Source organism: Rathayibacter sp. AY1A2, assembly GCF_002930935.1.
GTDB lineage: Bacteria > Actinomycetota > Actinomycetes > Actinomycetales > Microbacteriaceae > Rathayibacter.
In genome coordinates, this window is record NZ_PSTP01000017.1 from 38,327 (window position 1) to 60,393 (window position 22,067).

Sequence of the window (22,067 nt, forward strand, 5' to 3'; positions counted from 1 at the left end):
GCCTGTGGGAGCCGGTCCCTGCCCGGCTCGCCGCGGTCGGCTTCCGGGGGTGGCGGGGGTGGGTGGGGCGTGTCGCGTCCGCCTAGCGGGATCCGCTGGGACGCGGATCGTGCGTTCGGCAGTGCGGGGGCGCGCCGGGAGGGCGGCTCGTCGACGGCGAGACGGGCGCGGAAGGCTCGGTGCTCGGGCCGAGACGGGCGCGGACCGGCTCTCGAATAGACTGGCCCCTGCCATCAGCGGCGCCCTCGGGGGCCGCACGCAACGAGATTTCCGAGGGAGCACCGTGTCCGGGCATTCCAAGTGGGCCACGACCAAGCACCAGAAGGCGATCAAGGACTCGCGCCGCGCGAAGTCCTTCGCCAAGCTGATCAAGAACATCGAGGTGGCCGCCAAGATCGGCGGCGCCGACCTCTCCGGCAATCCGACGCTCGTCGACGCCGTGCAGAAGGCGAAGAAGACCTCGGTGCCGAACGACAACATCGACCGCGCGATCAAGCGCGGCGCCGGCCTCACCGGCGAGGTCATCGACTACACGACGATCATGTACGAGGCCTACGGCCCCAACGGCATCGCCCTGCTCGTCGAGTGCCTCACCGACAACAAGAACCGCGCCGCGGCGGACGTCCGCACCGCGATGACCCGCAACGGCGGCACCATGGCCGACCCGGGCAGCGTCGCCTACAACTTCGCGCGCAAGGGCGTCATCTCCGTGCCCCACGGAGAGAGCGTCACCGAGGACGACGTGCTCGGCGCGGTCCTCGACTTCGGCGTCGACGACGTGCTCGACCACGGCGAGAGCTTCGAGGTCCGCGTCGAGCCGAGCGAGCTCGTCCCGGCCCGCTCGGCCCTGCAGGAGGCAGGCATCGACTACGACTCCGCCGACATCGAGTTCGTCGCCTCCCTCCAGGTCGAGGCCGACGCCGAGACGGCCCGCAAGGTCTTCCGCCTGATCGACGCGCTCGAGGACTCGGACGACGTGCAGAACGTCTACACCAACCTCGACATCACCGCCGAGGTGCGCGCCGAGCTCGAGAACGAGGAGTGACGCGGTGAGCCCGGCCCGATCCCGAGGGGCGGCCTGATGCGCGTCCTCGGGATCGACCCCGGGCTCACCCGCTGCGGCGTCGGCATCGTCGACGTCTCGCGCGACCGCCGCGCGACCCTCGTGCACGTGACGGTCCTCCGGACACCGCCCGACGACGCGCTGGAGCGCCGCCTGCTGGCCCTGGGCGACGGGCTCGAGGCGCTGCTCGACGAGCACCGCCCCGACGCCGTCGCGATCGAGCGGGTCTTCGCGCAGAACAACGTCAGCACCGTGATGGGCATCGCGCAGATCAGCGGCGTCGCCCTCGTCGCGGCGGCCCGGCGCGGGCTCCCGGTCGGGATGCACACTCCGAGCGAGGTGAAGGCCGCCGTCACCGGCTACGGAGCCGCGGACAAGCGCCAGGTCACCGCGATGATCCAGCGCGTCCTCCGGCTCGACGCCCCGCCGCGGCCGGCCGACGCGGCCGACGCCCTCGCCCTGGCCGTCTGCCACGCCTGGCGGGCCCCTCTCGCGCCCTCCTCCGGGTCGGCGGGAGCCGGTGCCGACGGAGCGGCGGGCGGCACAGCAGCGCAGCGGGCGTGGCGCGCCGCCGAGGCCGCGAGTCGAACGCCTGTTCGAGCATCTAGACTGACGCGGTGATCTCCTCCCTCCGCGGCACCGTCCTCTCCGCCCGCGGGAGTCTCGCCGTCCTCGACGTCCACGGCGTCGGCTACGCGGTGAACGTGACCCCGCAGCACGCGCTCGAGATGCGCGTCGGCGACGAGACCACGGTCAGCACCGTGCTCGTCGTCCGCGAGGACTCGCTCACCCTCTACGGCTTCCCCGACGAGGAGCAGCTCGAGATCTTCGAGCTGCTGATCGGCGTGACCGGCGTCGGCCCGAAGTCCGCCCTCGGCGTGCTCGGCGCGGTCGAGCCGGACCGGATCGCGCAGGCGGTCGCCGACGAGGACGACGGGGTGTTCCGGAAGGTCAGCGGCATCGGCCCGAAGACGGCGAAGCTGATCATCCTGTCCCTCGCCGGCAAGGTGACCGTCCGTCCGCGCGCCGCCCGCGGTTCCGGTCCCGCCGCCACCGCCGCGCAGAACGTGCTCGCGGCGCTCGTCGGCCTCGGCTGGCCCGAGCGCACCGCGGCCGACGTGGTCGACGAGATCCTGCTCGACGCGCAGGCCTCCGACGCCGCGAACGTGCAGGCGCTGCTCCGGCTCGCCCTCGCCCGCCTCGGCCCGGCGGCCCGCTCGTGAGCGACGAGGTGCTGGGCGCCGAGGTCGCCTCGGAGGCCGAGGTCGCCTTCGAGGGTGCACTGCGCCCCAGGAACCTCAGCGAGTTCGTCGGCCAGCGCAAGGTGCGCGGCCAGCTCGAGCTGCTGCTCAAGGCCGCGGCCATGCAGGGCCGGACCCCCGACCACATCCTGCTCGCGGGCCCGCCCGGGCTCGGCAAGACGACCCTCGCGATGATCGTGGCGGAGGAGAGCTCCTCGCCCCTGCGGCTCTCCAGCGGCCCCGCGATCCAGCACGCGGGCGACCTCGCCGCCGTCCTCTCCTCGCTGCTGCCCGGCGAGATCCTCTTCATCGACGAGATCCACCGCATGGCGCGCTCCGCGGAGGAGATGCTCTACCTCGCGATGGAGGACTTCCGGATCGACATCATGGTCGGCAAGGGGGCGGGAGCGACGTCCGTCCCGCTGGATCTCGCCCCGTTCACGCTCGTCGGCGCCACGACCCGCTCCGGCCTGCTGCCCAATCCGCTCCGCGACCGCTTCGGCTTCACCGCGCACCTCGAGTTCTACGCGGAGGACGAGCTGCGGCAGGTGCTCGCCCGGGCGGCACGGCTGCTCGAGCTCGACATCGACGCGGACGCGATCGCCGAGATCGCCGGCCGCTGCCGAGGCACCCCGCGCGTCGCTAACCGCCTGCTCCGGCGGGTGCGGGACTTCGCCCTGGTCCACGGCGGACGGGCCGACGTGACCGCCGTCCGCGCGGCGCTGGAGCTCTACGACGTCGACGCGCTCGGACTCGATCGGCTCGACCGCGCGGTGATGGAGATCGTGCTGACCCGCTTCGACGGCGGGCCGGTCGGCCTGAACACCCTCGCCGTGTCGGTGGGGGAGGAGGCGGAGACGGTCGAGGCCGTCGTCGAGCCGTTCCTCGTGCGGATCGGATTGCTGACCCGGACGCCGCGCGGCCGCGTGGCGACCCCCGCCGCCTACCGCCACTTCGGCATCGACCCACGGGGGACGGCGGCTCAGCCGCCCCTGTTCCCCGATGATCTATGATTCTCTAGGCCCGACGGGCCGCTCGATCCGCTCCGCCTCGACCTGAGGCCGCGCGGCGGATCGCCCATCCACTCCGGAAGGCCCACCCATGGATCCGACGATCATCCTGCTCGTCCTGCTGCTCGCCGTGATGATCATCTTCATGTTCCGCAACAACAAGAAGCGCCAGCGCGACGCGGAGAGCATGAAGAACAACCTCCAGCCGGGGGTGGAGCTGATGACCGGCTCCGGCCTCTTCGGCACCGTCGTGTCGATCGACGACGAGGCGAACAAGATCGTCATCGAGTCGACCCCCGGCACGCTGCTGACCATCCACCGTCAGGCGATCGCCCGGCTCATCGACCCGAGCGAGAACGCCGTCGTCGTCGAGACCGAGGACGAGGCCGACCCGCTGACCGCGACCGGCTCGCCCGAGTTCGGCGAGCGCGACTCCGCGCACCGCGACCCGCTGGTGGACCCGGTCGAGCGCGACCGCCGCCCCGACGCGCAGTAGTCTCCTGGGCGGGCCGGGCGCATCGGCGCCCGCCCGCCCTTCTCCACACCCGGGCGTCCCCGGGCCGATCACCGTCGACCGAAGAGAAAGCTGAGCCCTGGGTGGCCGCATCAACCCCCGTCCGGAAGGCCCGCCGCTCCCTGAGCTGGCTCGGTGTCCTGATCCTCGCTCTCGTCGGACTCAATACGGCGGCCGTCCTCTGGGGCGGCGGCTCCTGGACGCCGAAGCTCGCCCTCGACCTCGAGGGCGGCACGCAGATCGTCCTGCAGCCGCAGCTGAACGACGGCGACACCGTCTCGTCGGAGCAGCTGACGCAGGCCGTCTCGATCATCCGCCAGCGCATCGACGCGTCCGGCGTCTCCGAGGCCGAGATCACGACCCAGGGCTCGAGCAACATCGTCGTCTCGATCCCCGGCACGCCCGACGACGAGACGCTCCAGCGCATCGAGGCCTCGGCGAAGCTCGACTTCCGCCCGGTCCTCGTCGCGAGCCAGGCCACCAACAGCTCGGTCGGCGGCGACGCGACGTCCTCGCCCACGCCGACACCCGTCGACCCGTCGCTCGCGACGGAGCCGACCGCCTCGCCGACGAACGCGAGCGACCTCGCCTACCTCACGCCGGCGCTCGAGGCCCAGTACACCTCGTTCGACTGCGCGTACCTCAACGGCCAGGACCCGAACCTCGCCCCGGCCGACCAGCCGCTCATCACCTGCGACGACAGCGGGACGGTGAAATACGTCCTCGGCCCGGTGGAGATCACCGGCGAGGACATCTCGGACGCCTCGAACGGCCTGATGACGACTTCCTCCGGTGCCAGCACCGGCACCTGGGCCGTCAACCTCTCGTTCGACGACCAGGGCACGCAGGCCTTCGGCGCCACGACCTCGCGCCTCGTGGCGCTGCAGGGTGCGCAGAACCAGTTCGCGATCGTCCTCGACGGCCGGGTCATCTCGGCCCCGTCGACGAACGCCGCCATCACGGACGGCAACGCGCAGATCTCGGGCTCCTTCACGCAGGAGTCGTCGAAGACGCTCGCCGACCAGCTCAAGTACGGCGCGCTGCCGATCGGCTTCCAGGTCCAGAGCTCGGACAGCATCTCGGCGACGCTCGGCTCCGCCCAGCTCGCCAGCGGCCTGCTCGCCGGCCTCATCGGCCTGATCCTCGTCATCGTCTACTCCATCGCGCAGTACCGCGTGCTCGGAGCCGTCACGATCGCCTCGCTGCTCGTCGCGGCGATCGTCACCTACCTCGTCGTCACGCTGCTGTCCTGGCGGGAGGGACTGCGCCTCTCGCTCGCAGGAGTCGCGGGTCTCATCGTCGCGATCGGCATCACGGCCGACTCGTTCATCGTGTACTTCGAGCGCATCCGCGACGAGCTCCGCGACGGACGCGGCCTCGAGTCCGCCGTCGAGTCCGGCTGGCGGCGCGCGCTGCGCACGATCTTCGCGTCCGACATGGTGAACCTGCTCGCCGCGGTGGTCCTCTTCTTCCTCGCCGTCGGCAGTGTCCGCGGCTTCGCGCTCACCCTCGGGATCACGACGATCATCGACCTGATCGTGGTGGCGCTGTTCACCCACCCGATCCTGCAGCTGATGGCCACGAGACCGTTCTTCGCCGAGGGGCACAAGGCCTCGGGCCTGGATCCCCGGGCGCTCGGGGCCGTGTACCGCGGCCGAGCCGCCTTCCGTCCGCAGGACCAGGTGGTCGCCGGCAAGCGCGCCTCCGCGTCCCGTGAGGCGGCCAAGCGCCAGACCATCGCCGAGCGGAAGGCCGCCGAGGCGGCCGGCCTGCGCGACTCCAACGACTCGAACGGGAAGGACGCGTGATGGCCAGCTTCTCGCAGTTCGGAAACGACCTCTACACCGGTGCGCGATCGATCGACTTCGTCGGCCGGCGCCGCACGTGGTACCTCGTCTCGCTCGCCCTGATCCTGATCACGCTGCTCGGGACGGTCGCCCGCGGCGGCTTCAACTTCGGCATCGAGTTCACCGGCGGCTCGCAGTTCACGGTGTCCTCGCCGTCGAGCCTCGAGCAGGCGACGGCGACGGATGCGGTGACCTCGGTCGCTCCCGAGACCGTGCCGCGAGTGTCCATCGTCGGCGACGACTCCATCCGCGTGCAGACCGGCCAGCTCTCGACAGACGAGTCGACCGCGGTGCGGAACGCCCTGTCGGAGGCCTACGACGTGCCCACCGACCAGGTCGCCTCCTCCTTCATCGGAGCGGCGTGGGGCAACGACGTGACCCAGCAGGCCCTGCGCGGCCTGGTGATCTTCGTGGTCCTCGCGGCCCTGGCCATGTGGGCGTACTTCCGCACCTGGAAGATGTCGCTCGCGGCGATCGTCGCGCTCCTGCACGACCTCGTGATCGTGGCGGGCGTCTACGGCATCACCGGCACCGAGGTGTCGCCGGCGGCGGTGATCGGACTGCTGACGATCCTCGGCTACTCGCTCTACGACACGGTCGTGGTCTTCGACAAGATCCGCGAGAACACCGTGGAGGCGCTCGGCAGCACGACCCGCACCTTCTCCGAGACGGTGAACCTGGCCGAGAACCAGACTCTCGTGCGCTCCATCAACACCTCGATCGTCGCCGCCCTCCCGGTGGCCGCGATCCTCGTGATCGGTGCGTTCGTCCTCGGCGCGGGCACGCTCCGCGACATCTCGCTCGCCCTGCTGATCGGCATCATCGTCGGCACGTACTCGACGATCTTCGTCGCGGCGCCGCTGTACGCCCAGCTGCGCAGCCGGGAGCCCGAGATCTCCAAGCACGACAAGCGCGTGGAGTCGGCCCGGGCGAAGGCGACCGCTCCGGCCGCGCCGGCCGTGCAGGGCTGAGCCGTGGCCGACTACGCACAGGTCACCGCGGGCGACGCCGTCGGACTCGTCGCGCGCGACGAGGTCTGGCTGCTCGACGTCCGGGAGCCGCACGAGTGGGCGGCGGGGCACGCTCCGGCCGCCCATCACATCCCGATGGGGGAGATCGGCGCCCGGCAGGACGAGCTCCCGGCCGACACGGCGATCCTGGTGGTCTGCCACTCCGGAGTCCGCTCCGCGATGGTGACGCAGGCCCTCGAGGGCGCCGGATACGAGGTCGCCAACGTCGACGCCGGCATGACCGCCTGGGCCGCGGCGGGCGGCGACGTGGTCGACGGCGAGGGGCGCCCCGGACGCATCGGCTGACGCCGGCGCCGTCCGCCCCGGGCGGAACGGTCATCGGCACCGTCCGCACGGGCGATAATGGGGCGATGGAGATCCTCGCGTGACGGAAACGACGACGACGTCCTCGACCGCTGCCCTGCGCAGACTGGTCCCGCGGATCTTCTCGCGCGCGCAGCCCTCCGGTGCTGTCGACACCCTCGTCCGCACCGTCCGGATGCACCATCCGAAGAGCGACATCGCGCTGATCGAGCGCGCGTACTCGGTCGCGGAGCGGGCGCACGCGAACCAGAAGCGCCGCAGCGGCGAGCCCTACATCACTCATCCGCTGGCCGTCGCGCAGATCCTCGCCGACCTCGGCATCGGCTCGAAGACGATCGCCGCCGCGCTGCTGCACGACACCGTCGAGGACACCGATTACCAGCTCGACGAGCTCCGCGCGGACTTCGGCGACGAGGTCGCGATGCTCGTCGACGGCGTCACCAAGCTCGACAAGGTCAAGTACGGCGACAGCGCGCAGGCCGAGACCGTCCGCAAGATGATCGTGGCGATGTCGAAGGACATCCGCGTCCTGATCATCAAGCTCGCCGACCGCCTCCACAACGCGCGGACCTGGGGCTTCGTCCCCGCCGAATCCGCCGCCCGCAAGGCCACCGAGACTCTCGAGATCTACGCGCCGCTGGCGCACCGCCTCGGCATCCAGGCGATCAAGTGGGAGCTCGAGGACCTGTCCTTCGCGGTGCTCTACCCCAAGATCTACAACGAGATCGAGAGCCTGGTGAAGCGGCGGACGCCGCAACGCGAGGAGTTCGTGCAGAACGTCATCGACCTGATCAGCGAGGACCTGCGGGCCGGGCGGATCCGCGGTCGCGTCGTCGGCCGGCCGAAGCAGTACTACTCGATCTACCAGAAGATGGTCGTCCGCGGTCGCGAGTTCGACGAGATCTACGACCTGGTCGGCATCCGCGTCCTCGTGAACTCGGTGCGCGACTGCTACGCCGTGCTCGGCTCGATCCACGCCCGCTGGACGCCGATGCCGGGCCGGTTCAAGGACTACATCGCCACTCCGAAGTTCAACCTCTACCAGTCGCTGCACACGACGGTCGTCGGGCCGAAGGGCCGCGCGGTCGAGATCCAGATCCGCACCAACGAGATGCACCAGCACGCGGAGTTCGGCATCGCGGCGCACTGGAAGTACAAGGAGCAGATGGCCACCGGCAAGGTGCCCACCTCCGGATCGAACGACACCGACCTCGCCTGGCTCGCGCACCTCTCGGACTGGCAGTCGGAGACCACCGACCCGAACGAGTTCCTCGACTCCCTCCGCTTCGAGATCGGCGCCAAGGAGGTCTACGTCTTCACGCCGAAGGGACGCGTGATCGGCCTGCCGACCGGCGCGACCCCGGTCGACTTCGCCTACGCGGTGCACACCGAGGTCGGGCACCGGACGATGGGCGCCAAGGTCAACGGGCGCCTCGTGCCGCTGGAGTCGGCTCTGACGACGGGCGACGTGGTCGAGGTCTTCACCTCGAAGAATCCCGACTCGGGACCGAGCCAGGACTGGCTCCACTTCGTGCAGAGCCCGCGGGCTCGCAACAAGATCCGGCAGTGGTTCACCAAGGAGCGGCGCGACGAGGCGATCGAGCAGGGCAAGGACTCCATCGCCCGGGCGATGCGGAAGCAGAACCTGCCGCTGCAGAAGCTGATGAGCCAGGACACCTTCACCGAGGTGGCCAGCCAGCTGCGCTACAACGACGTCGAGGCGCTCTACGCGGCCGTCGGCGAGGGCCACGTCTCGACCCAGTCGGTGCTCGAGAAGGTCGTCTCCTCCATCCAGGGCGATCCGGAGTCGGACGAGAACGAGGTCACCCTCCCGCGCTCGCCCCGGCCGCGGAGCCGGAGCAGCGAGTCGGGCGTCCTCGTGAAGGGCGCGCCGGACATCCTCGTGAAGCTCGCGAAGTGCTGCACTCCGGTTCCGGGCGATCAGATCGTCGGATTCGTGACGCGGGGAGCCGGCGTCTCCGTGCACCAGGCGAACTGCCACAACGTGCAGGAGCTGCTGAAGGAACCGGAGCGGATCGTCGACGTCGAGTGGGCGCCGTCCTCCAAGAGCATCTTCCTCGTGCAGATCCAGGTCGAAGCGCTGGACCGCTCGGGCCTGCTGAGCGACGTGACGCGCGTGCTCTCGGAGCACCACGTCAACATCCTCTCGGCGACGGTCTCGACCTCGAGCGACCGGCTGGCGATCAGCCGGTTCGTCTTCGAGATGGGCGACACCACCCACCTGGACCGCGTGCTGAACGCCGTGCGCCGGATCGACGCCGTCTACGACGTCTACCGGGTGAACGCGGGCTGATCCCCGGGCGGCGCCTCGCCGAGCGCCGCCCGCAGCCGTCGTCCGACGATCCTCCGTCCGGCGACGGCGCTGCCCTCCTCCAGCCTCGCGAGGACGGCGTCGAGGCCGGTCCGGGTGCTCCGAGAGAGCGCCCGGAGGATCCGGCCCGCGTCCTCCGTCCGGGCGAGGTCGATCAGCGTGCGAGCAGGCGACGTGACCGGCGCGCCGCCGAGGAGGACGACGTCGTCCTCGTCGAGCAGGACCTCGTGGCACCGCAGGCGGGGGTTCGACGGCGCCTGCCGGCGCTTCCGCCGGTCGATCGAGGCGCTGTGCACCGGCGGCGGACGGTTCGTCGCTCCGTGCACCCACGCGGCGGAGAGACGATCGGCGACGGCGCCGCGGGGGAGCAACGAGCGCAGGGAGGCGGCCCGCTCGGACGCCCCCAGGGGCAGGTCCGCGACGAGGAAGCCCTCGTCGAGCGCGACCAGCTCGCCGTCGAGGCGGGCGGCGCACAGCTCCGCGAGAGGGAGGTGCCCGGGGAGGAGCACGGAGGGGAGGCGCATCCGGCCATGCTGGCCGATGCGCCTCCCCTCCGGAGCGTCGCGAGCGGATCTGTGGAGGGATCCGCCGGCGCGGGTCTAGCCGATCGCGTCGAGCCAGACCTTGCGGGCGTCGAGCGCCTCCTGAGCCTGGGCGATCGCGTCGCGGTCGCCGCGCGCCTTCGCCTCGTCGAGCTCGTCCTGGAGCTTCTGGATCGCGGCGGTCAGCTGCGAGGCGAGACCCTCGGAGCGGGCCTTGCGCTCCGGGTTGCTGCGGTTCCAGTGCTCCTCGTCGAGCTTGCGGACGTGCGCCTCGACCTTGCGGAGGCGGTCCTCGACGGTGCGCACCTGCTCGCGCGGCACGCGGCCGACGGCGTCCCAGCGCTCCTGGATCGAGAGCAGCACCCGCTTGGCCTTCTCGCGGTCCTGCTCCTGCAGGAGCGGCTCCGCCTCCTCGAGGAGGGCGAGCTTGAGGTCGAGGTTCTCGGTGTACTCGACGCTCTCCTGCGCGACGATCTCGGCCTTGGCGCCGTAGATCGCGTCGCCGGCGGCCTTGAAGCGCGCCCAGAGCGCGTCGTCGAACCGCTTGCCGGCACGGCCGGCGACCCGCCAGCGCTCCAGGAGCGCGCGGTAGTCCGGGATGGCATCGGCGCCCTGCGGCACCAGCGCCTCGGCCTGGTCGATGAGCGCCTGCTTGGCCTGCTTGGCCTCGCGGTGCGCGGAGTCGAGGTCGGCGAAGAACGCCTTGCGGTTCTGCTCGATCGTGGTGCGCGCTCCGCGGAACCGGCGCCACAGCTCGTTCGCGTCGTTCTTGGGAAGGCGCGGGCCCTGCTGCTGGTGGTTCTGCCAGCGGGCGAAGAGGTCGTCGATCGCGGCGCTGGCCTGCTTCCACTGCGTCTTCGCCGGGTCGACCGCCGCCAGGGCCTCGGCCTCGGCGACGATGGCCTCGCGGTGGGCGAGGGCCTCGGACAGCGCGGCCTTCGACTCGGCCGCCTGCTGCTCGGTCAGATCCTCGACGGAGCCGCTCAGCGCGTCGACCCGGGTCTGCAGCGACTCGAGGTCGCCGACGGCGTTCGCCTGCGCGATGGCCGCGGACAGCGACTGCACCGTGCGGGCGACGTCTCCGGCGGGCGCGCCCCGCTTGGCGCGCTGCTCGAGCAGGGAGACCTGCCCGGCGAGCTCCGTGTACTTGCGCTCGTAGTAGGCGAGCGCCTCCTCGGGAGTCGCATCGGGGTACTGGCCGACCTCTCGCTCCCCGTCGCCGACGCGGACGTAGACCGTCCCGTCGTCGCCGACCCGTCCCCACGGCTGCTGGTCACTCATCGCTCGGAGCCTCACCTTGCTGTTCGATGTCGTGCTTCTCGGTGCCCGTCGCGTCGTCGGCCGGTGGGGCTCGACGGCCGGAGGGCCGAAGACCGCGCTCGGCCGCGAACGGGCAGTGACGACAAGCCTATTGCACTCCCCGCGCGGGCGGACCGTGACGACGCCGCGGGTGCGGCTACTGGACGGAGACGGAGGTGATGGTCACGGGCTCGGCGGGGGCGCCGTCACCCGATCCGTCGGCCGTGCCCTTCGACACGACGTCGCTGACGAGGGCGTCGAGTCCCGAGGTGACCTGCCCGAGCACGGTGTACCCGCCGGCCGCGTCGGCGGGCAGGGTCGTGTCCTGGTAGACGACGAAGAACTGGCTTCCCTGGCTGTAGCCGTTGCCGCCCTGGCGGGCCATCGCGATGGTCCCGGCCGGGTAGACGCCGTCCTCGGGCGCGTTCTCGACGGGACCGTAGCTGTAGCCGGGGCCGCCGGTGCCGTCGCCGTCCGGGTCGCCGCACTGGAGGACGTAGAGGCCCTCCGTGGTGAGGCGGTGGCAGGAGACGCCGTCGTAGAAGCCGGACTGCGTCAGCGAGATGAAGGAGGACACCGCCTGCGGGGCAGCGGCGCCGGCGAGCGTGATGCCCAGCGGGTCCTCGCCGATCGTGAGCGTGCCCGTCCAGTCGCGGCCCTCGGCGATGTCGGAGGAGGGGACGTCGCCGGTGTTCGCCCCCGTCGCCTCGGGCGTCGGGGTCGCGGAGGAGGAGGAGGTCGGCTCGGCGACCGGGGTGCCGGGGCCGCCGGAGAAGTAGAGGATCTGGGCGACGACCGCGAGCCCGATCACGACGACGGCGGCGATCGCCGCGATCACGTTGTCGCGCACGCGCCGCTTCTGCCTCGAGCGGTGGAGGCTCTGACGGGCCTGGTAGGCCCGGAGCCGGGTGCGCGCCTCGCGGTCGTTCGACTTGCCCTGGGCCACGTGTTCCTCCGACGTCCTCGTCCGCGCGGCTTCGGCGCGGCGGCCCGCGCACGCAGGCCGCGTCGAGCCTACGAGAACCGCCGGAGGCGCGACAAACGCCGCTCCGTCGCGCCAGGCAGTCGGGCCGGGGCTCTGTCGGAGGCCGTCGTTACGCTGGGGGCATGACCATGCAGCAGGCCGGACTCCGCTCCGGGGCGACTCCGCTCGCCGTGCGGATGCGGCCGCGCAGCCTCGAGGAGGTCGCCGGCCAGCGCCACCTCCTGACGCCCGGCTCGCCCCTGGTCGCCCTCGCCGCCGACACCACGGGGGAGCGGGGAGCGGTGTCCGTGATCCTCTGGGGCCCTCCCGGCACGGGCAAGACCACGCTCGCGCAGGCGGTGGCCCACTCCAGCGGCCGCCGCTTCGTCGAGCTCTCCGCCGTCACGGCGGGCGTGAAGGACGTGCGGCAGGTGATGGAGGAGGCGCTCTCCACCCGCGACCTCTACGGCACGTCCACCGTGCTCTTCCTCGACGAGATCCACCGCTTCACCAAGGCCCAGCAGGACGCGCTGCTGCCCGGGGTCGAGAACGGGTGGGTCATCCTCATCGCGGCCACGACCGAGAACCCCTCGTTCTCGGTGATCGCGCCGCTGCTCTCGCGCTCGCTCCTGCTGACCCTCGAGCCGCTCAGCGACGACGACCTGGGCGTCCTGGTCGACCGCGCCCTGCACGACGAGCGGGGTCTGCGCGACTCGGTGACGCTGGAGGAGGAGGCCCGGGCGAGCATCGTGCGGCTCGCCTCCGGAGACGCCCGGCGGGCGCTGACCGCGCTCGAGGCCGCCGCCACCTCCGCCCGCTCGGAGGCCCGCGAGGCCGACCGGGTCGCCCGCGCCGCCGCCGCGGAGGACCCGGACGAGGAGGACGAGGACGACGAGGGCGCTCCCGTCGAGGCCGCCGCCGAGGAGCCCGCGCTCCCCGTGATCACGACCGAGGTCGTCGCGCGCGCCGTCGACCGCGCCCTGCTGCGCTACGACCGCAACGGCGACGAGCACTACGACGTCATCAGCGCCTTCATCAAGTCCATCCGGGGCTCGGACGTCGACGCGGCGCTGCACTACCTGGCCCGGATGATCGAGGCGGGGGAGGATCCGCGGTTCATCGCCCGCCGCATCATCGTCTCCGCGTCCGAGGACATCGGCATGGCCGACCCGCAGGCGCTCGTCGTCGCGATCGCCGCGGCCGACGCCGTGCAGTTCATCGGCATGCCGGAGGGGCGCATCCCGCTCGCCCAGGCGGTCGTGCATCTGGCGACCGCCCCGAAGTCGAACGCGTCCTACTCCGCCATCGACGCGGCCATCGCGGACGTGCGCGCGGGCCGCGCGGGCCGGGTGCCGGCGCACCTGCGCGACGCGCACTACCCCGGCGCCAAGAAGCTCGGCCACGGGAAGGGCTACCGGTACCCGCACGACGCCGACCTCGGCGTCCTCGAGCAGCAGTACCTCCCGGACCCGCTCCAGGGCGCGCGGTACTACCGGCCCACCGAGCACGGCAACGAGCGCGACGTCTCCGCACGACTGGCGAAGCTCCTGCGCATCATCCGCGGCGACCGGGGCTGACCGCGCCGACCGCGAACTCGCGCGACCCGCACGGGAGGCCGTGGCCTGATAGTCTTGCGAGGTTGCCCACCGCTCTGTAGCCGAGCGGAGCAGCGCATCCCTCTGAATCGCGCAGCCCGCCACTGCGGTCACCCTTCCCCCGCACCCGCGGAGGACACGACCGCGGCGTCCGCCCTCCTCCCGGAGCCGGCGGTCGAGAGCTGCGACCGAACCTCTCAGACCTTGGAAGGACCACTGTGTCGACCACGTCCCGTACCCGCTCGAAGACGCGCCTCTCGCGCGCCCTCGGCATCCCCCTGACCCCGAAGGCCGCCCGCTACCTCGAGAAGCGTCCCTACGCTCCCGGCGAGCACGGCCGCTCGAAGCGCAAGGCCGACTCCGACTACGCGGTCCGCCTGCGTGAGAAGCAGCGTCTGCGCGCCCAGTACGGCATCCGCGAGAAGCAGCTCCGCATCGCCTTCCAGGAGGCGCGCCGCACCCAGGGCCTGACCGGTGAGAACCTGGTCGAGCTCCTCGAGATGCGCCTCGACGCCCTCGTCCTGCGCTCGGGCTTCGCCCGTACCACCGCGCAGGCCCGCCAGTTCGTCACCCACCGCCACATAATGGTGGACGGCAAGACGGTCGACCGCCCCTCCTTCCGCGTGAAGCCGGGCCAGGTCATCCACGTCAAGACCCGCTCCGAGGGCACCGAGCCCTTCCAGGTCGCCGCCGCCGGTGGACACGTCGACGTCCTCCCCAAGACCCCGGGCTACCTCGAGGTCGAGATCGACAAGCTGCAGGCGACGCTCCTGCGCCGCCCGAAGCGCGCCGAGGTCCCCGTGACCTGCGAAGTGCAGCTCGTCGTCGAGTACTACGCGGCCCGCTGAGTCCAGCCCCGCAGAGAAAGGCCCCGGTGTCCGCACCGGGGCCTTTCCCGTTCCCGGGGTCGCGATCCGGAGTGCCCGCCGCGCTCCGAGAGTCCCGCGCTGCGCCCGATCCGGCCGTCGCGCCCGAGCCGAGCGCCCGTCCCCGCGTCCGACCCTCTCGCGGCCCGTCGGTAGGCTGGAGTGCCGCGCTGGGCGGCATCGAACGGAGGTCACCGTGACCGGTGGAGACATCGCAGGGCTCATCGCCGCGGGGGTGTTCGCGATCCTGGTGGCGATCACCGCCGTCCCGCTCTGGAAGCTCGGGCGCGTCTTCGACAGCACGAGCGAGGCCATCAAGCAGGCCAGCGACGGCCTGACGCCGATCCTCGACGAGTCGGCCTCCACCCTCCGCGAGGCCAACCACCAGCTCGCGCGGGTGGACACGATCACCAAGGACGTCGCCGAGGTCACCGGCAACGTCAACGCGCTCGTCGCTCTCACGGCCGCGACCGTCGGCGGTCCGCTCATCAAGCTCGCCGGCTTCACCGCCGGAGTCCGCGCCGTGCTCGTCGCCGGACGGACGGCCGACAAGGCCGGAGCCGCGGTCGGCCGCTCCGCCGCGAAGCGCACGAAGCGCCCGCGCTCGAAGTAGCGCCGCGCCCGCGCCCTAGAATCGAACGGGTCGTCGCGCCGTCGCGCCCGCCCCGCCGCTGTGGAAGGACACCCCGTGAAGAACATCCTCCTGATCGTCATCGGGATCGGCCTCGGATTCGCGGTCGCCCACCAGGTCTCGCGCACCGAGGCGGGCGCCCGGCTCTTCGCCGACATCAACCGCACCGCGAAGGAGCTCGGCGAGGCCGTCTCCGAGGGCTACCACCAGCGCGAGGCCGAACTGAAGGCCGCCATCGGCGAGGGCTGACGCCCCGCCGCCCGACATCCGCGTCGTCACCGACCGAACCGTAACGGAACCCATGCAGACCGCAGACATCCGCAACCGCTGGCTCGACTTCTTCGGGAGCCGCGGCCACACCGTGGTCCCCTCCGCCTCCCTCGTGAGCGAGGACCCGAGCCTCCTCTTCACCGTCGCCGGCATGGTGCCGTTCGTGCCCTACCTCACCGGAGTGGTCCCCGCGCCCTACCCGCGTGCCACCAGCGTGCAGAAGTGCATCCGCACCAACGACATCGAGGAGGTCGGCAAGACGCCTCGTCACGGCACCTTCTTCCAGATGAACGGCAACTTCTCCTTCGGCGACTACTTCAAGGAGGGGGCGATCGGCTACGCCTGGGAGCTGCTCACCGGCGCCGAGAGCGACGGGGGACTGGGCTTCGACGAGAAGGACCTCTGGGTCACCGTCTACAAGGACGACGACGAGGCGATCGCGCTCTGGAAGACGATCGCGGGACTGCCGGACGAGCGCATCCAGCGCCTGGACAAGGACACCAACTACTGGTCGACCGGCCAGCCCGGCCCCGCGGGCCCCTGCTCCGAGATCTTCTTCGACCGTGGACCCGCCTACGGGATCGACGGCGGCCCGGCGACGGACGACGACCGCTACGTCGAGATCTGGAACCTCGTCTTCATGCAGTACCTCCGCGGCGAGGGCACGAGCAAGGTCGACTTCGACATCCTCGGCGAGCTGCCGCGCAAGAACATCGACACCGGCATGGGCCTCGAGCGCGTCGCCTTCCTCAAGCAGGGCGTCGAGAACATGTACGAGATCGACCAGGTCCGTCCGGTCCTCGATCGCGCCGCCGAGCTCTCGGGCCGCCGCTACGGAGCCGTCCACGAGGACGACGTCCGCATGCGCGTCATCGCCGACCACGTGCGCTCCTCGCTGATGCTGCTGTCGGACGGCGTGACGCCGTCGAACGAGGGGCGCGGCTACATCCTCCGCCGCCTGATGCGCCGCACGGTGCGCGCCATGCGCCTGCTCGGAGTGGACACCGCGACGTTCCCCGAGCTCTTCGCCGCCTCGCGCGACGCGATGGCGTCGGCCTACCCCGAGGTGTCCACGGACTTCGAGCGCCTCTCGACCAGCGCCTACGGCGAGGAGGAGGCGTTCCTGCGCACCCTCGCAGCCGGCACCGAGATCCTCGACCTCGCGGTCCTGAAGACGAAGAAGGCCGAGTCGCCGACGCTGCCGGGCGACACCGCGTTCCTCCTGCACGACACCTTCGGGTTCCCGATCGACCTCACCCTCGAGATCGCCGAGGAGTCGGGTCTGACGGTCGACCGCGAGGCGTTCGACTCCCTCATGACCGCGCAGCGCACGCGTGCGAAGGCCGACGCGAAGTCGAAGAAGTCGGCGCTGGCCGATCTCTCGGTCTACGCCGACTTCCGCGCCCACGGCGAGACGCTGTTCACCGGCTACGACGTGCTCGACACCGAGACGCGCATCCTCGGCCTCATCGTCGGCGGGCACTCCGTCACGAAGGCGGTCGCGGGCGACATCGCCGAGGTGATCCTCGAGGCGACCAGCCTCTATGCGGAGTCGGGCGGCCAGGAGGCCGACGCCGGCCGCATCGTCGGCTCCGGCTTCGATCTCGAGGTCCTCGACGTGCAGAAGCCCGTCAAGGGTCTCATCAGCCACAAGGTCCAGGTCGCCAGCGGCGAGGTCGGAGTGGGCGACGCCGCCACCTCCGTCGTCGACCGCGACTGGCGCCGGGGCGCCACGCAGGCGCACTCGGGCACCCATCTCATCCACGCCGCGCTGCGCCAGGTGCTCGGCCCGCAGGCGCACCAGTCCGGCTCCTACAACAAGGCGGGCTACCTGCGCCTGGACTTCTCGTGGAACCAGGCCCTCTCGCTCGAGACCCGCAGCGAGATCGAGGAGATCGCCAACACGGCGATCCGGGACAACCTCGAGGTCGTCACGCGCGAGCTCCCGATCGACGAGGCGAAGGCGCTCGGCGCGATGGCCCTCTTCGGCGAGAAGTACGGCGACGTCGTCCGCGTGGTCGACATCGGCGGGCCCTGGTCGCGCGAGCTCTGCGCGGGCACCCACGTCGGGCGCTCGTCGGAGGTCGGCGTGATCAGCCTGGTCAGCGAGTCCTCGGTCGGATCGACCAACCGCCGCGTCGAGTCGCTCGTGGGCCGCGAGGCCTTCCAGGAGCTCGCCGCCGAGCGCGCCCTCGTCAGCACGATCTCGTCCTCGCTGAAGACCCCGCGCGAGCAGCTGCCCGAGCGGATCGGCGAGCTCGTCGCGAGCCTCAAGGCCGCCGAGAAGCGGATCGCCGCGTTCGAGGCCAAGGCCCTCGCCGACCGGGTGCCCGCCCTCGCCGCGACCCGTCGCACGGTGGGCGGCACGACCGTCGTCGCCGAGAGCATCGGCACCGCGGGATCGACCGACGAGCTGCGCTCCCTCGTGACCTCCGTCCGTGAGCGGCTCGGCCAGGAGCCGGCCGTCGTCGCGCTGGCCGCCGACGTCTCGGGCAAGCCCGCGGTGATCGTCGCCACCAACCAGGCCGCCCGCGACCAGGGCCGCCGCGCGGGTGCGCTCGCCAAGCGCGCCGCCGGGATCCTCGGGGGCGGCGGAGGCGGCAAGGACGACCTCGCCCAGGGCGGCGGCTCCGACGTCTCCGCCATCGGCGCGGCGCTCGAGGCCGTGGTGCAGGAAGCGACCAGCTGAATGGGCCGGTTCGGCGTCCGGCTCGGCATCGATGTGGGCCGCGCCCGCATCGGGGTCGCCCGCTGCGACGCCGACGGCCTGCTCGCGGTGCCGGTCGAGACGGTCGCGCGGGCGGGCACTGACGGCGGATCCTCGGACGTCTCCCGGATCGCGCACCTCGCCGCCGAGTACGATGCCCAGGCGATCATCGTCGGACTGCCGTTGTCGCTGTCGGGGGCCGAGACGGCCTCGACGGAGGACGCGCGCGGATTCGCTCGACTGCTCGCCGAGGCGGTGCCCACCGCTCCGGTGCGGCTCGTCGACGAGCGGCTGTCGACGGTCACCGCTCAGAGCGCCCTGCAGCGCTCCGGACGCACCACCCGCGGCTCCCGAGCCGTGATCGACCAGGTCGCCGCCGTGGTGATCCTGCAGCACGCCATCGATTCCGAGCGCTCGGCCGGCACCCCGGCCGGAGTCCTGCTCGAACCGAACGAAGGACCTCCCCGTGACCGACGTCCCCCCGAGCCGCCGCGACGCCCGCGCCGCCGAGCAGGCGCAGCCGACTCCGCCCGACCCGACTCCGGAGCAGCAGCCCGCGCCGACTGAGGCGCACGATCCGCTGGGCCGCCTCTTCACCGGGCCCGACGTGCCCGAGCCCCGCGGCCGCGACGACGCGGCCGCGTTCGACCCGGACGCGCGCCCGAAGCGGCGCCGCGCGGCTCCCGCGACGGGCGGCGCGAAGAAGCGCCGCAGCCGCCGCGGGCTCATCGGCGGGCTTCTGGCCTTCGGCGTCTTCGCCGCGCTCGTCGCCATCGCCGTGACGATCTTCCTCGAGCCCGTGCGCGGCCTGTTCGCCGAGCCCGAGCCGACCGACTTCACCGGCACAGGCTCGAGCGAGGTGCTGTTCACGATCCACCAGGGCGACGGCGGCAGCGACATCGCCAACAACCTCGTCTCGGACGGGGTCATCAAGTCGTACGACCCCTTCTACGACCTGCTCCTCGCTCAGAGCCCGGAGCCCGTCTTCCAGCCCGGCGCGTACTCGCTCAAGGCCGAGATGAGCGCCAAGGCCGCACTGTCGGCGCTGCTCGACTCCGAGTCGACGCGCCTCGCGAACACCTTCGTCATCCCCGAGGGGACGGCGCTCAAGGAGGCGCTGCCGCTCATCGCGGACGGCACCGGGGTCGCGCTGACGGACCTCGAGGCGGCCGCCGCCGACTGGGGCTCGTTCGGGCTCCCGGCCGGGGCGACGAGCCTCGAGGGGTTCCTGTTCCCCGCGACGTACGACATCGACCCGTCGACGCCGGCGCACGACATCCTGAAGACGCTGGTCGACCGGATGTACCAGTCGCTCGACCAGGCCGGTGTGCCGGTGGACGACCGCTACCGCGTCGTGGTGTTCGCGTCCCTCGTGCAGCGCGAGGCCCGCGTCGCCGAGGACTTCCCGAAGGTCGCGCGCGTGTTCCAGAACCGCCTCGACCAGGGGTGGCGCCTGCAGTCGGACGCGACCGTGGCGTACGGCACCGGCGCGACCGACCGCGTCTCGACCACGGACGCCGAGCGGAACGACGCCGGCAACGTCTACAACACCTACCAGCGCGACGGCCTGCCGCCCGCGCCGATCTCGAACCCGGGCGACGTGGCGATCGACGCGGTCATGCACCCCGCGGACGGCACCTGGATGTACTTCGTCACGGTGAACCTCGAGACGGGCGAGACGGTCTACTCCACCACCGACGCCGAGCACAACGCGGCCGTCGACCAGTGGCAGGCCTGGATGCGGGACCACCCGGAGTACCAGTGACGGCCGCCGGGTACCGCCTCGCGGTCCTCGGCGCGCCGATCGCGCACTCGAAGTCGCCCGCGCTGCACGCGGCCGCCTACCGGGTGCTCGGACTCGACTGGAGCTACCGCGCCGTCGAGACGACGGAGGCGACCCTCTCCGAGGTCGTGTCCGGTGAGCCCTGGCACGGACTGTCGCTGACCATGCCGCTCAAGCACGCGGTGCGCCCGCTGCTGGCGGAGGAGGACGCGGTCGCCCGGGTCACCGGCGCGGTCAACACGGTGCTGGTCGACCGCTCCGGCCCGGCACCCCGCCTCCGCGGGTTCAACACCGACGTCGCGGGCATCGTGCGCGCCCTCGCCGAGGCGGGCATCGTCTCGGCGGAGCGCGTCCAGGTGCTCGGCGGGGGAGCGACCGCCGCCTCCGCCCTGGCCGCCGCCGCCGAGCTCGGCGCGGCGCGGGTCGACCTCGTCCTGCGGACGGCGTCGAGGGCCGTCGAGCTCGCTCCGCTCGCGGAGTCGCTCGGCGTCCCGCTCTCGGTCCGCTCCTTCGCCGACTGGTCCACCGGAGCGCCACTGGTGATCTCGACGCTCCCCGGCGGGGCGGCGGACGGCCTCGACGTGCCCGACGCGGCGGTCGCGGGCTCGACCCTGTTCGACGTGGCGTACTCCCCGTGGCCGAGCGCGCTCGCCCGGCGCTGGGAGCAGGGCGGCTCCCCGGTCGTCTCCGGGCTCGGGATGCTGCTCCACCAGGCACTCGTGCAGGTGCGGATCTTCGTCGGCGGCGACCCGGTCCTGCCTCTCGATCGCGAGGACGAGGTGCTCGCTGCGATGCGCCGAGCCGTCTCGGCGGGTCCGGCGCACTGACCTCGTGTGCCAGAATCGGAGGATGCTCCGTTGGCTCACGGCCGGGGAATCCCACGGTCCCGAACTCGTCGCCGTCCTCGAAGGACTGCCGGCGGGCGTCCCCGTCTCCCTCGACGACATCCGCGCCGATCTGGCGCGCCGGAAGCTCGGCTACGGCCGCGGAGCCCGGATGAACTTCGAGCAGGACGAGCTGACGATCTCCTCCGGCGTCCGGCACGGAGCGACGATGGGCAGCCCCATCGCCCTGCGCATCGGCAACACGGAGTGGCCGCGCTGGGTCGACGTCATGTCGGCGGAGCCCCGCGACCCCGAGAGCCTGCCCAAGGGCCGCGGCGCTGCGCTCACCCGGCCCCGCCCGGGCCACGCCGACCTCGTCGGGATGCAGAAGTACGGCTTCCCCGAGTCCCGCAACGTGCTCGAGCGCGCCTCCGCCCGCGAGACCGCGGCCCGCGTCGCCCTCGGTGCCGTCGCCCGCCGCTTCCTCGGCGAGCTCGGCGTCTCGCTCGTCAGCCACACCCTCGCCATCGGGCCGGTCCGCGTGCCCGAGGGCTCGCCGCTGCCCGGCCCGGCCGACGTCGCCGCCCTGGACGCGGATCCGCTGCGCTGCCACGACGCCGCGACCAGCGCCCTCATGGTCGCCGAGGTGGACCGCGCCCACGACGACGGCGACACCCTCGGCGGCGTGGTCGAGGTCCTCGCGTACGATCTCCCGCCCGGACTCGGCTCCTACGTGCACTGGGACCGTCGTCTCGACTCCCAGCTCGCGGCGGCCCTGATGGGGATCCAGGCGATCAAGGGCGTCGAGGTCGGCGACGGCTTCCTCACCACCACCCGCCGCGGCTCGGAGGCGCACGACGAGCTCTTCCAGTCCGACGCCGGCATCTCCCGGTCCAGCGACCGGGCCGGCGGCACCGAGGGCGGGATGAGCACGGGGACCGTGCTGCGGGTCCGCGCCGGCATGAAGCCGATCGCGACCGTGCCGCACGCGCTGCGCACCGTCGACGTCGCCACCGGCGAGGCAGCCGGCGCTCACCACCAGCGCTCCGACGTCTGCGCGGTGCCGGCGTCCGGTGTCGTCGCGGAGGCGATGGTCGCCCTGGTGCTCGCGAACGCCGTGCTCGAGAAGTTCGGCGGCGACAGCGTCACCGAGACCCGCCGCAACCTGCAGGGCTACCTCGCCGCCATCCCCGACGAGCTCCGCACGGCCGCCGCGAGCGACCCGGGTCTCGGGCTCGCCTGATG

20 protein-coding genes and 1 pseudogene are annotated in these 22,067 nt (G+C 72.1%); 18 read left to right on the forward strand and 3 right to left on the reverse strand.

The annotated features are described in order from the left end of the window. The first annotated feature begins 283 nt into the window (after positions 1-283). From C5B93_RS13235 to C5B93_RS13275, 9 genes are all read left to right on the forward strand, one after another. Positions 284-1,045: a YebC/PmpR family DNA-binding transcriptional regulator gene (locus C5B93_RS13235; protein ID WP_104224772.1), complete on the forward strand. Its 762-nt coding sequence runs from the start codon at positions 284-286 to the stop codon at positions 1,043-1,045. A 36-nt stretch (positions 1,046-1,081) separates the two neighbouring features. Continuing rightward, positions 1,082-1,684 (forward strand): crossover junction endodeoxyribonuclease RuvC, encoded by a 603-nt coding sequence (gene ruvC, locus C5B93_RS13240; RefSeq protein ID WP_104225338.1) that lies wholly within the window; start codon positions 1,082-1,084, stop codon positions 1,682-1,684. Further along, positions 1,681-2,286 carry a Holliday junction branch migration protein RuvA gene (gene ruvA, locus C5B93_RS13245; protein ID WP_104225337.1) on the forward strand — a complete coding sequence of 202 codons (606 nt, stop codon included), beginning with the start codon at positions 1,681-1,683 and terminating at the stop codon, positions 2,284-2,286. The genes ruvC and ruvA overlap by 4 nt, the downstream gene beginning before the upstream one ends. Then, positions 2,283-3,317, forward strand: coding sequence for a Holliday junction branch migration DNA helicase RuvB (gene ruvB / locus C5B93_RS13250; RefSeq protein ID WP_104233319.1), 1,035 nt, complete (start codon positions 2,283-2,285; stop codon positions 3,315-3,317). The genes ruvA and ruvB overlap by 4 nt, the downstream gene beginning before the upstream one ends. An 88-nt stretch (positions 3,318-3,405) precedes the next feature. Beyond that, positions 3,406-3,810, forward strand: coding sequence for a preprotein translocase subunit YajC (gene yajC / locus C5B93_RS13255; RefSeq protein ID WP_104233318.1), 405 nt, complete (start codon positions 3,406-3,408; stop codon positions 3,808-3,810). A 101-nt stretch (positions 3,811-3,911) separates the two neighbouring features. Further along, on the forward strand, positions 3,912-5,636 hold the full coding sequence (gene secD, locus C5B93_RS13260) for a protein translocase subunit SecD (RefSeq protein ID WP_104292657.1): 1,725 nt from the start codon (positions 3,912-3,914) through the stop codon (positions 5,634-5,636). Further along, the gene (gene secF, locus C5B93_RS13265) at positions 5,636-6,646 is read left to right on the forward strand and encodes a protein translocase subunit SecF (protein ID WP_104233316.1); all 1,011 of its coding nucleotides are present in this window, start codon (positions 5,636-5,638) and stop codon (positions 6,644-6,646) included. The genes secD and secF overlap by 1 nt, the downstream gene beginning before the upstream one ends. 3 nt (positions 6,647-6,649) lie before the next feature. Further along, entirely contained in the window at positions 6,650-6,991 is a 342-nt protein-coding gene (locus C5B93_RS13270; RefSeq protein WP_104257329.1) for a rhodanese-like domain-containing protein, read from the forward strand. A 79-nt stretch (positions 6,992-7,070) separates the two neighbouring features. Then, positions 7,071-9,323 (forward strand): bifunctional (p)ppGpp synthetase/guanosine-3',5'-bis(diphosphate) 3'-pyrophosphohydrolase, encoded by a 2,253-nt coding sequence (locus C5B93_RS13275; protein ID WP_104225334.1) that lies wholly within the window; start codon positions 7,071-7,073, stop codon positions 9,321-9,323. Here C5B93_RS13275 and C5B93_RS13280 read toward each other — a convergent pair. The 3 genes from C5B93_RS13280 to C5B93_RS13290 form a co-directional block, all read right to left on the reverse strand. Beyond that, the gene (locus C5B93_RS13280) at positions 9,302-9,865 is read right to left on the reverse strand and encodes a type IV toxin-antitoxin system AbiEi family antitoxin (protein WP_104292658.1); all 564 of its coding nucleotides are present in this window, start codon (positions 9,863-9,865) and stop codon (positions 9,302-9,304) included. The genes C5B93_RS13275 and C5B93_RS13280 overlap by 22 nt on opposite strands. A gap of 75 nt (positions 9,866-9,940) precedes the next feature. Continuing rightward, entirely contained in the window at positions 9,941-11,164 is a 1,224-nt protein-coding gene (locus C5B93_RS13285; protein WP_104233314.1) for a DUF349 domain-containing protein, read from the reverse strand. A gap of 175 nt (positions 11,165-11,339) precedes the next feature. Then, positions 11,340-12,128 (reverse strand): peptidylprolyl isomerase, encoded by a 789-nt coding sequence (locus C5B93_RS13290; RefSeq protein WP_104233313.1) that lies wholly within the window; start codon positions 12,126-12,128, stop codon positions 11,340-11,342. 161 nt (positions 12,129-12,289) lie between these two features. Between C5B93_RS13290 and C5B93_RS13295 the strand changes: the two genes are divergently transcribed. From C5B93_RS13295 to aroC, 9 genes and pseudogenes are all read left to right on the forward strand, one after another. Then, positions 12,290-13,723, forward strand: coding sequence for a replication-associated recombination protein A (locus tag C5B93_RS13295; RefSeq protein WP_104225330.1), 1,434 nt, complete (start codon positions 12,290-12,292; stop codon positions 13,721-13,723). A gap of 236 nt (positions 13,724-13,959) precedes the next feature. Beyond that, a complete protein-coding gene (gene rpsD, locus C5B93_RS13300; protein ID WP_068210518.1) occupies positions 13,960-14,589 on the forward strand; it encodes a 30S ribosomal protein S4 in 630 nt (209 codons plus the stop codon). A 214-nt stretch (positions 14,590-14,803) separates the two neighbouring features. Beyond that, positions 14,804-15,220 carry a DUF948 domain-containing protein gene (locus C5B93_RS13305; protein WP_104224759.1) on the forward strand — a complete coding sequence of 139 codons (417 nt, stop codon included), beginning with the start codon at positions 14,804-14,806 and terminating at the stop codon, positions 15,218-15,220. Between the two features lie 75 nt (positions 15,221-15,295). Then, positions 15,296-15,487 carry a hypothetical protein gene (locus C5B93_RS13310; protein ID WP_104225329.1) on the forward strand — a complete coding sequence of 64 codons (192 nt, stop codon included), beginning with the start codon at positions 15,296-15,298 and terminating at the stop codon, positions 15,485-15,487. 52 nt (positions 15,488-15,539) lie between these two features. Continuing rightward, on the forward strand, positions 15,540-18,197 hold the full coding sequence (alaS, locus tag C5B93_RS13315; protein WP_104292659.1) for an alanine--tRNA ligase: 2,658 nt from the start codon (positions 15,540-15,542) through the stop codon (positions 18,195-18,197). Continuing rightward, positions 18,198-18,674, forward strand: a pseudogene (gene ruvX, locus C5B93_RS13320) (Holliday junction resolvase RuvX); the annotation flags it as partial. 7 nt (positions 18,675-18,681) lie between these two features. After that, the gene (mltG, locus tag C5B93_RS13325; RefSeq protein ID WP_181068403.1) at positions 18,682-19,980 is read left to right on the forward strand and encodes an endolytic transglycosylase MltG; all 1,299 of its coding nucleotides are present in this window, start codon (positions 18,682-18,684) and stop codon (positions 19,978-19,980) included. After that, positions 19,977-20,825 carry a shikimate dehydrogenase gene (locus tag C5B93_RS13330; RefSeq protein WP_258063458.1) on the forward strand — a complete coding sequence of 283 codons (849 nt, stop codon included), beginning with the start codon at positions 19,977-19,979 and terminating at the stop codon, positions 20,823-20,825. Before mltG ends, C5B93_RS13330 begins: the two co-directional genes overlap by 4 nt. A 22-nt stretch (positions 20,826-20,847) precedes the next feature. Continuing rightward, positions 20,848-22,065: a chorismate synthase gene (gene aroC / locus C5B93_RS13335; RefSeq protein ID WP_104292662.1), complete on the forward strand. Its 1,218-nt coding sequence runs from the start codon at positions 20,848-20,850 to the stop codon at positions 22,063-22,065. Positions 22,066-22,067: the final 2 nt, after the last annotated feature.

Coding starts and splice junctions, on each gene's coding strand:
- ruvC (WP_104225338.1), top strand. CDS start 1,082: ATGCGCGTCCTCGGGATCGACCCCGGGCTCACCCGCTGCGGCGTCGGC.
- yajC (WP_104233318.1), top strand. CDS start 3,406: ATGGATCCGACGATCATCCTGCTCGTCCTGCTGCTCGCCGTGATGATC.
- secF (WP_104233316.1), top strand. CDS start 5,636: ATGGCCAGCTTCTCGCAGTTCGGAAACGACCTCTACACCGGTGCGCGA.
- C5B93_RS13280 (WP_104292658.1), bottom strand. CDS start 9,865: ATGCGCCTCCCCTCCGTGCTCCTCCCCGGGCACCTCCCTCTCGCGGAG.
- C5B93_RS13285 (WP_104233314.1), bottom strand. CDS start 11,164: ATGAGTGACCAGCAGCCGTGGGGACGGGTCGGCGACGACGGGACGGTC.
- C5B93_RS13295 (WP_104225330.1), top strand. CDS start 12,290: ATGACCATGCAGCAGGCCGGACTCCGCTCCGGGGCGACTCCGCTCGCC.
- alaS (WP_104292659.1), top strand. CDS start 15,540: ATGCAGACCGCAGACATCCGCAACCGCTGGCTCGACTTCTTCGGGAGC.
- aroC (WP_104292662.1), top strand. CDS start 20,848: ATGCTCCGTTGGCTCACGGCCGGGGAATCCCACGGTCCCGAACTCGTC.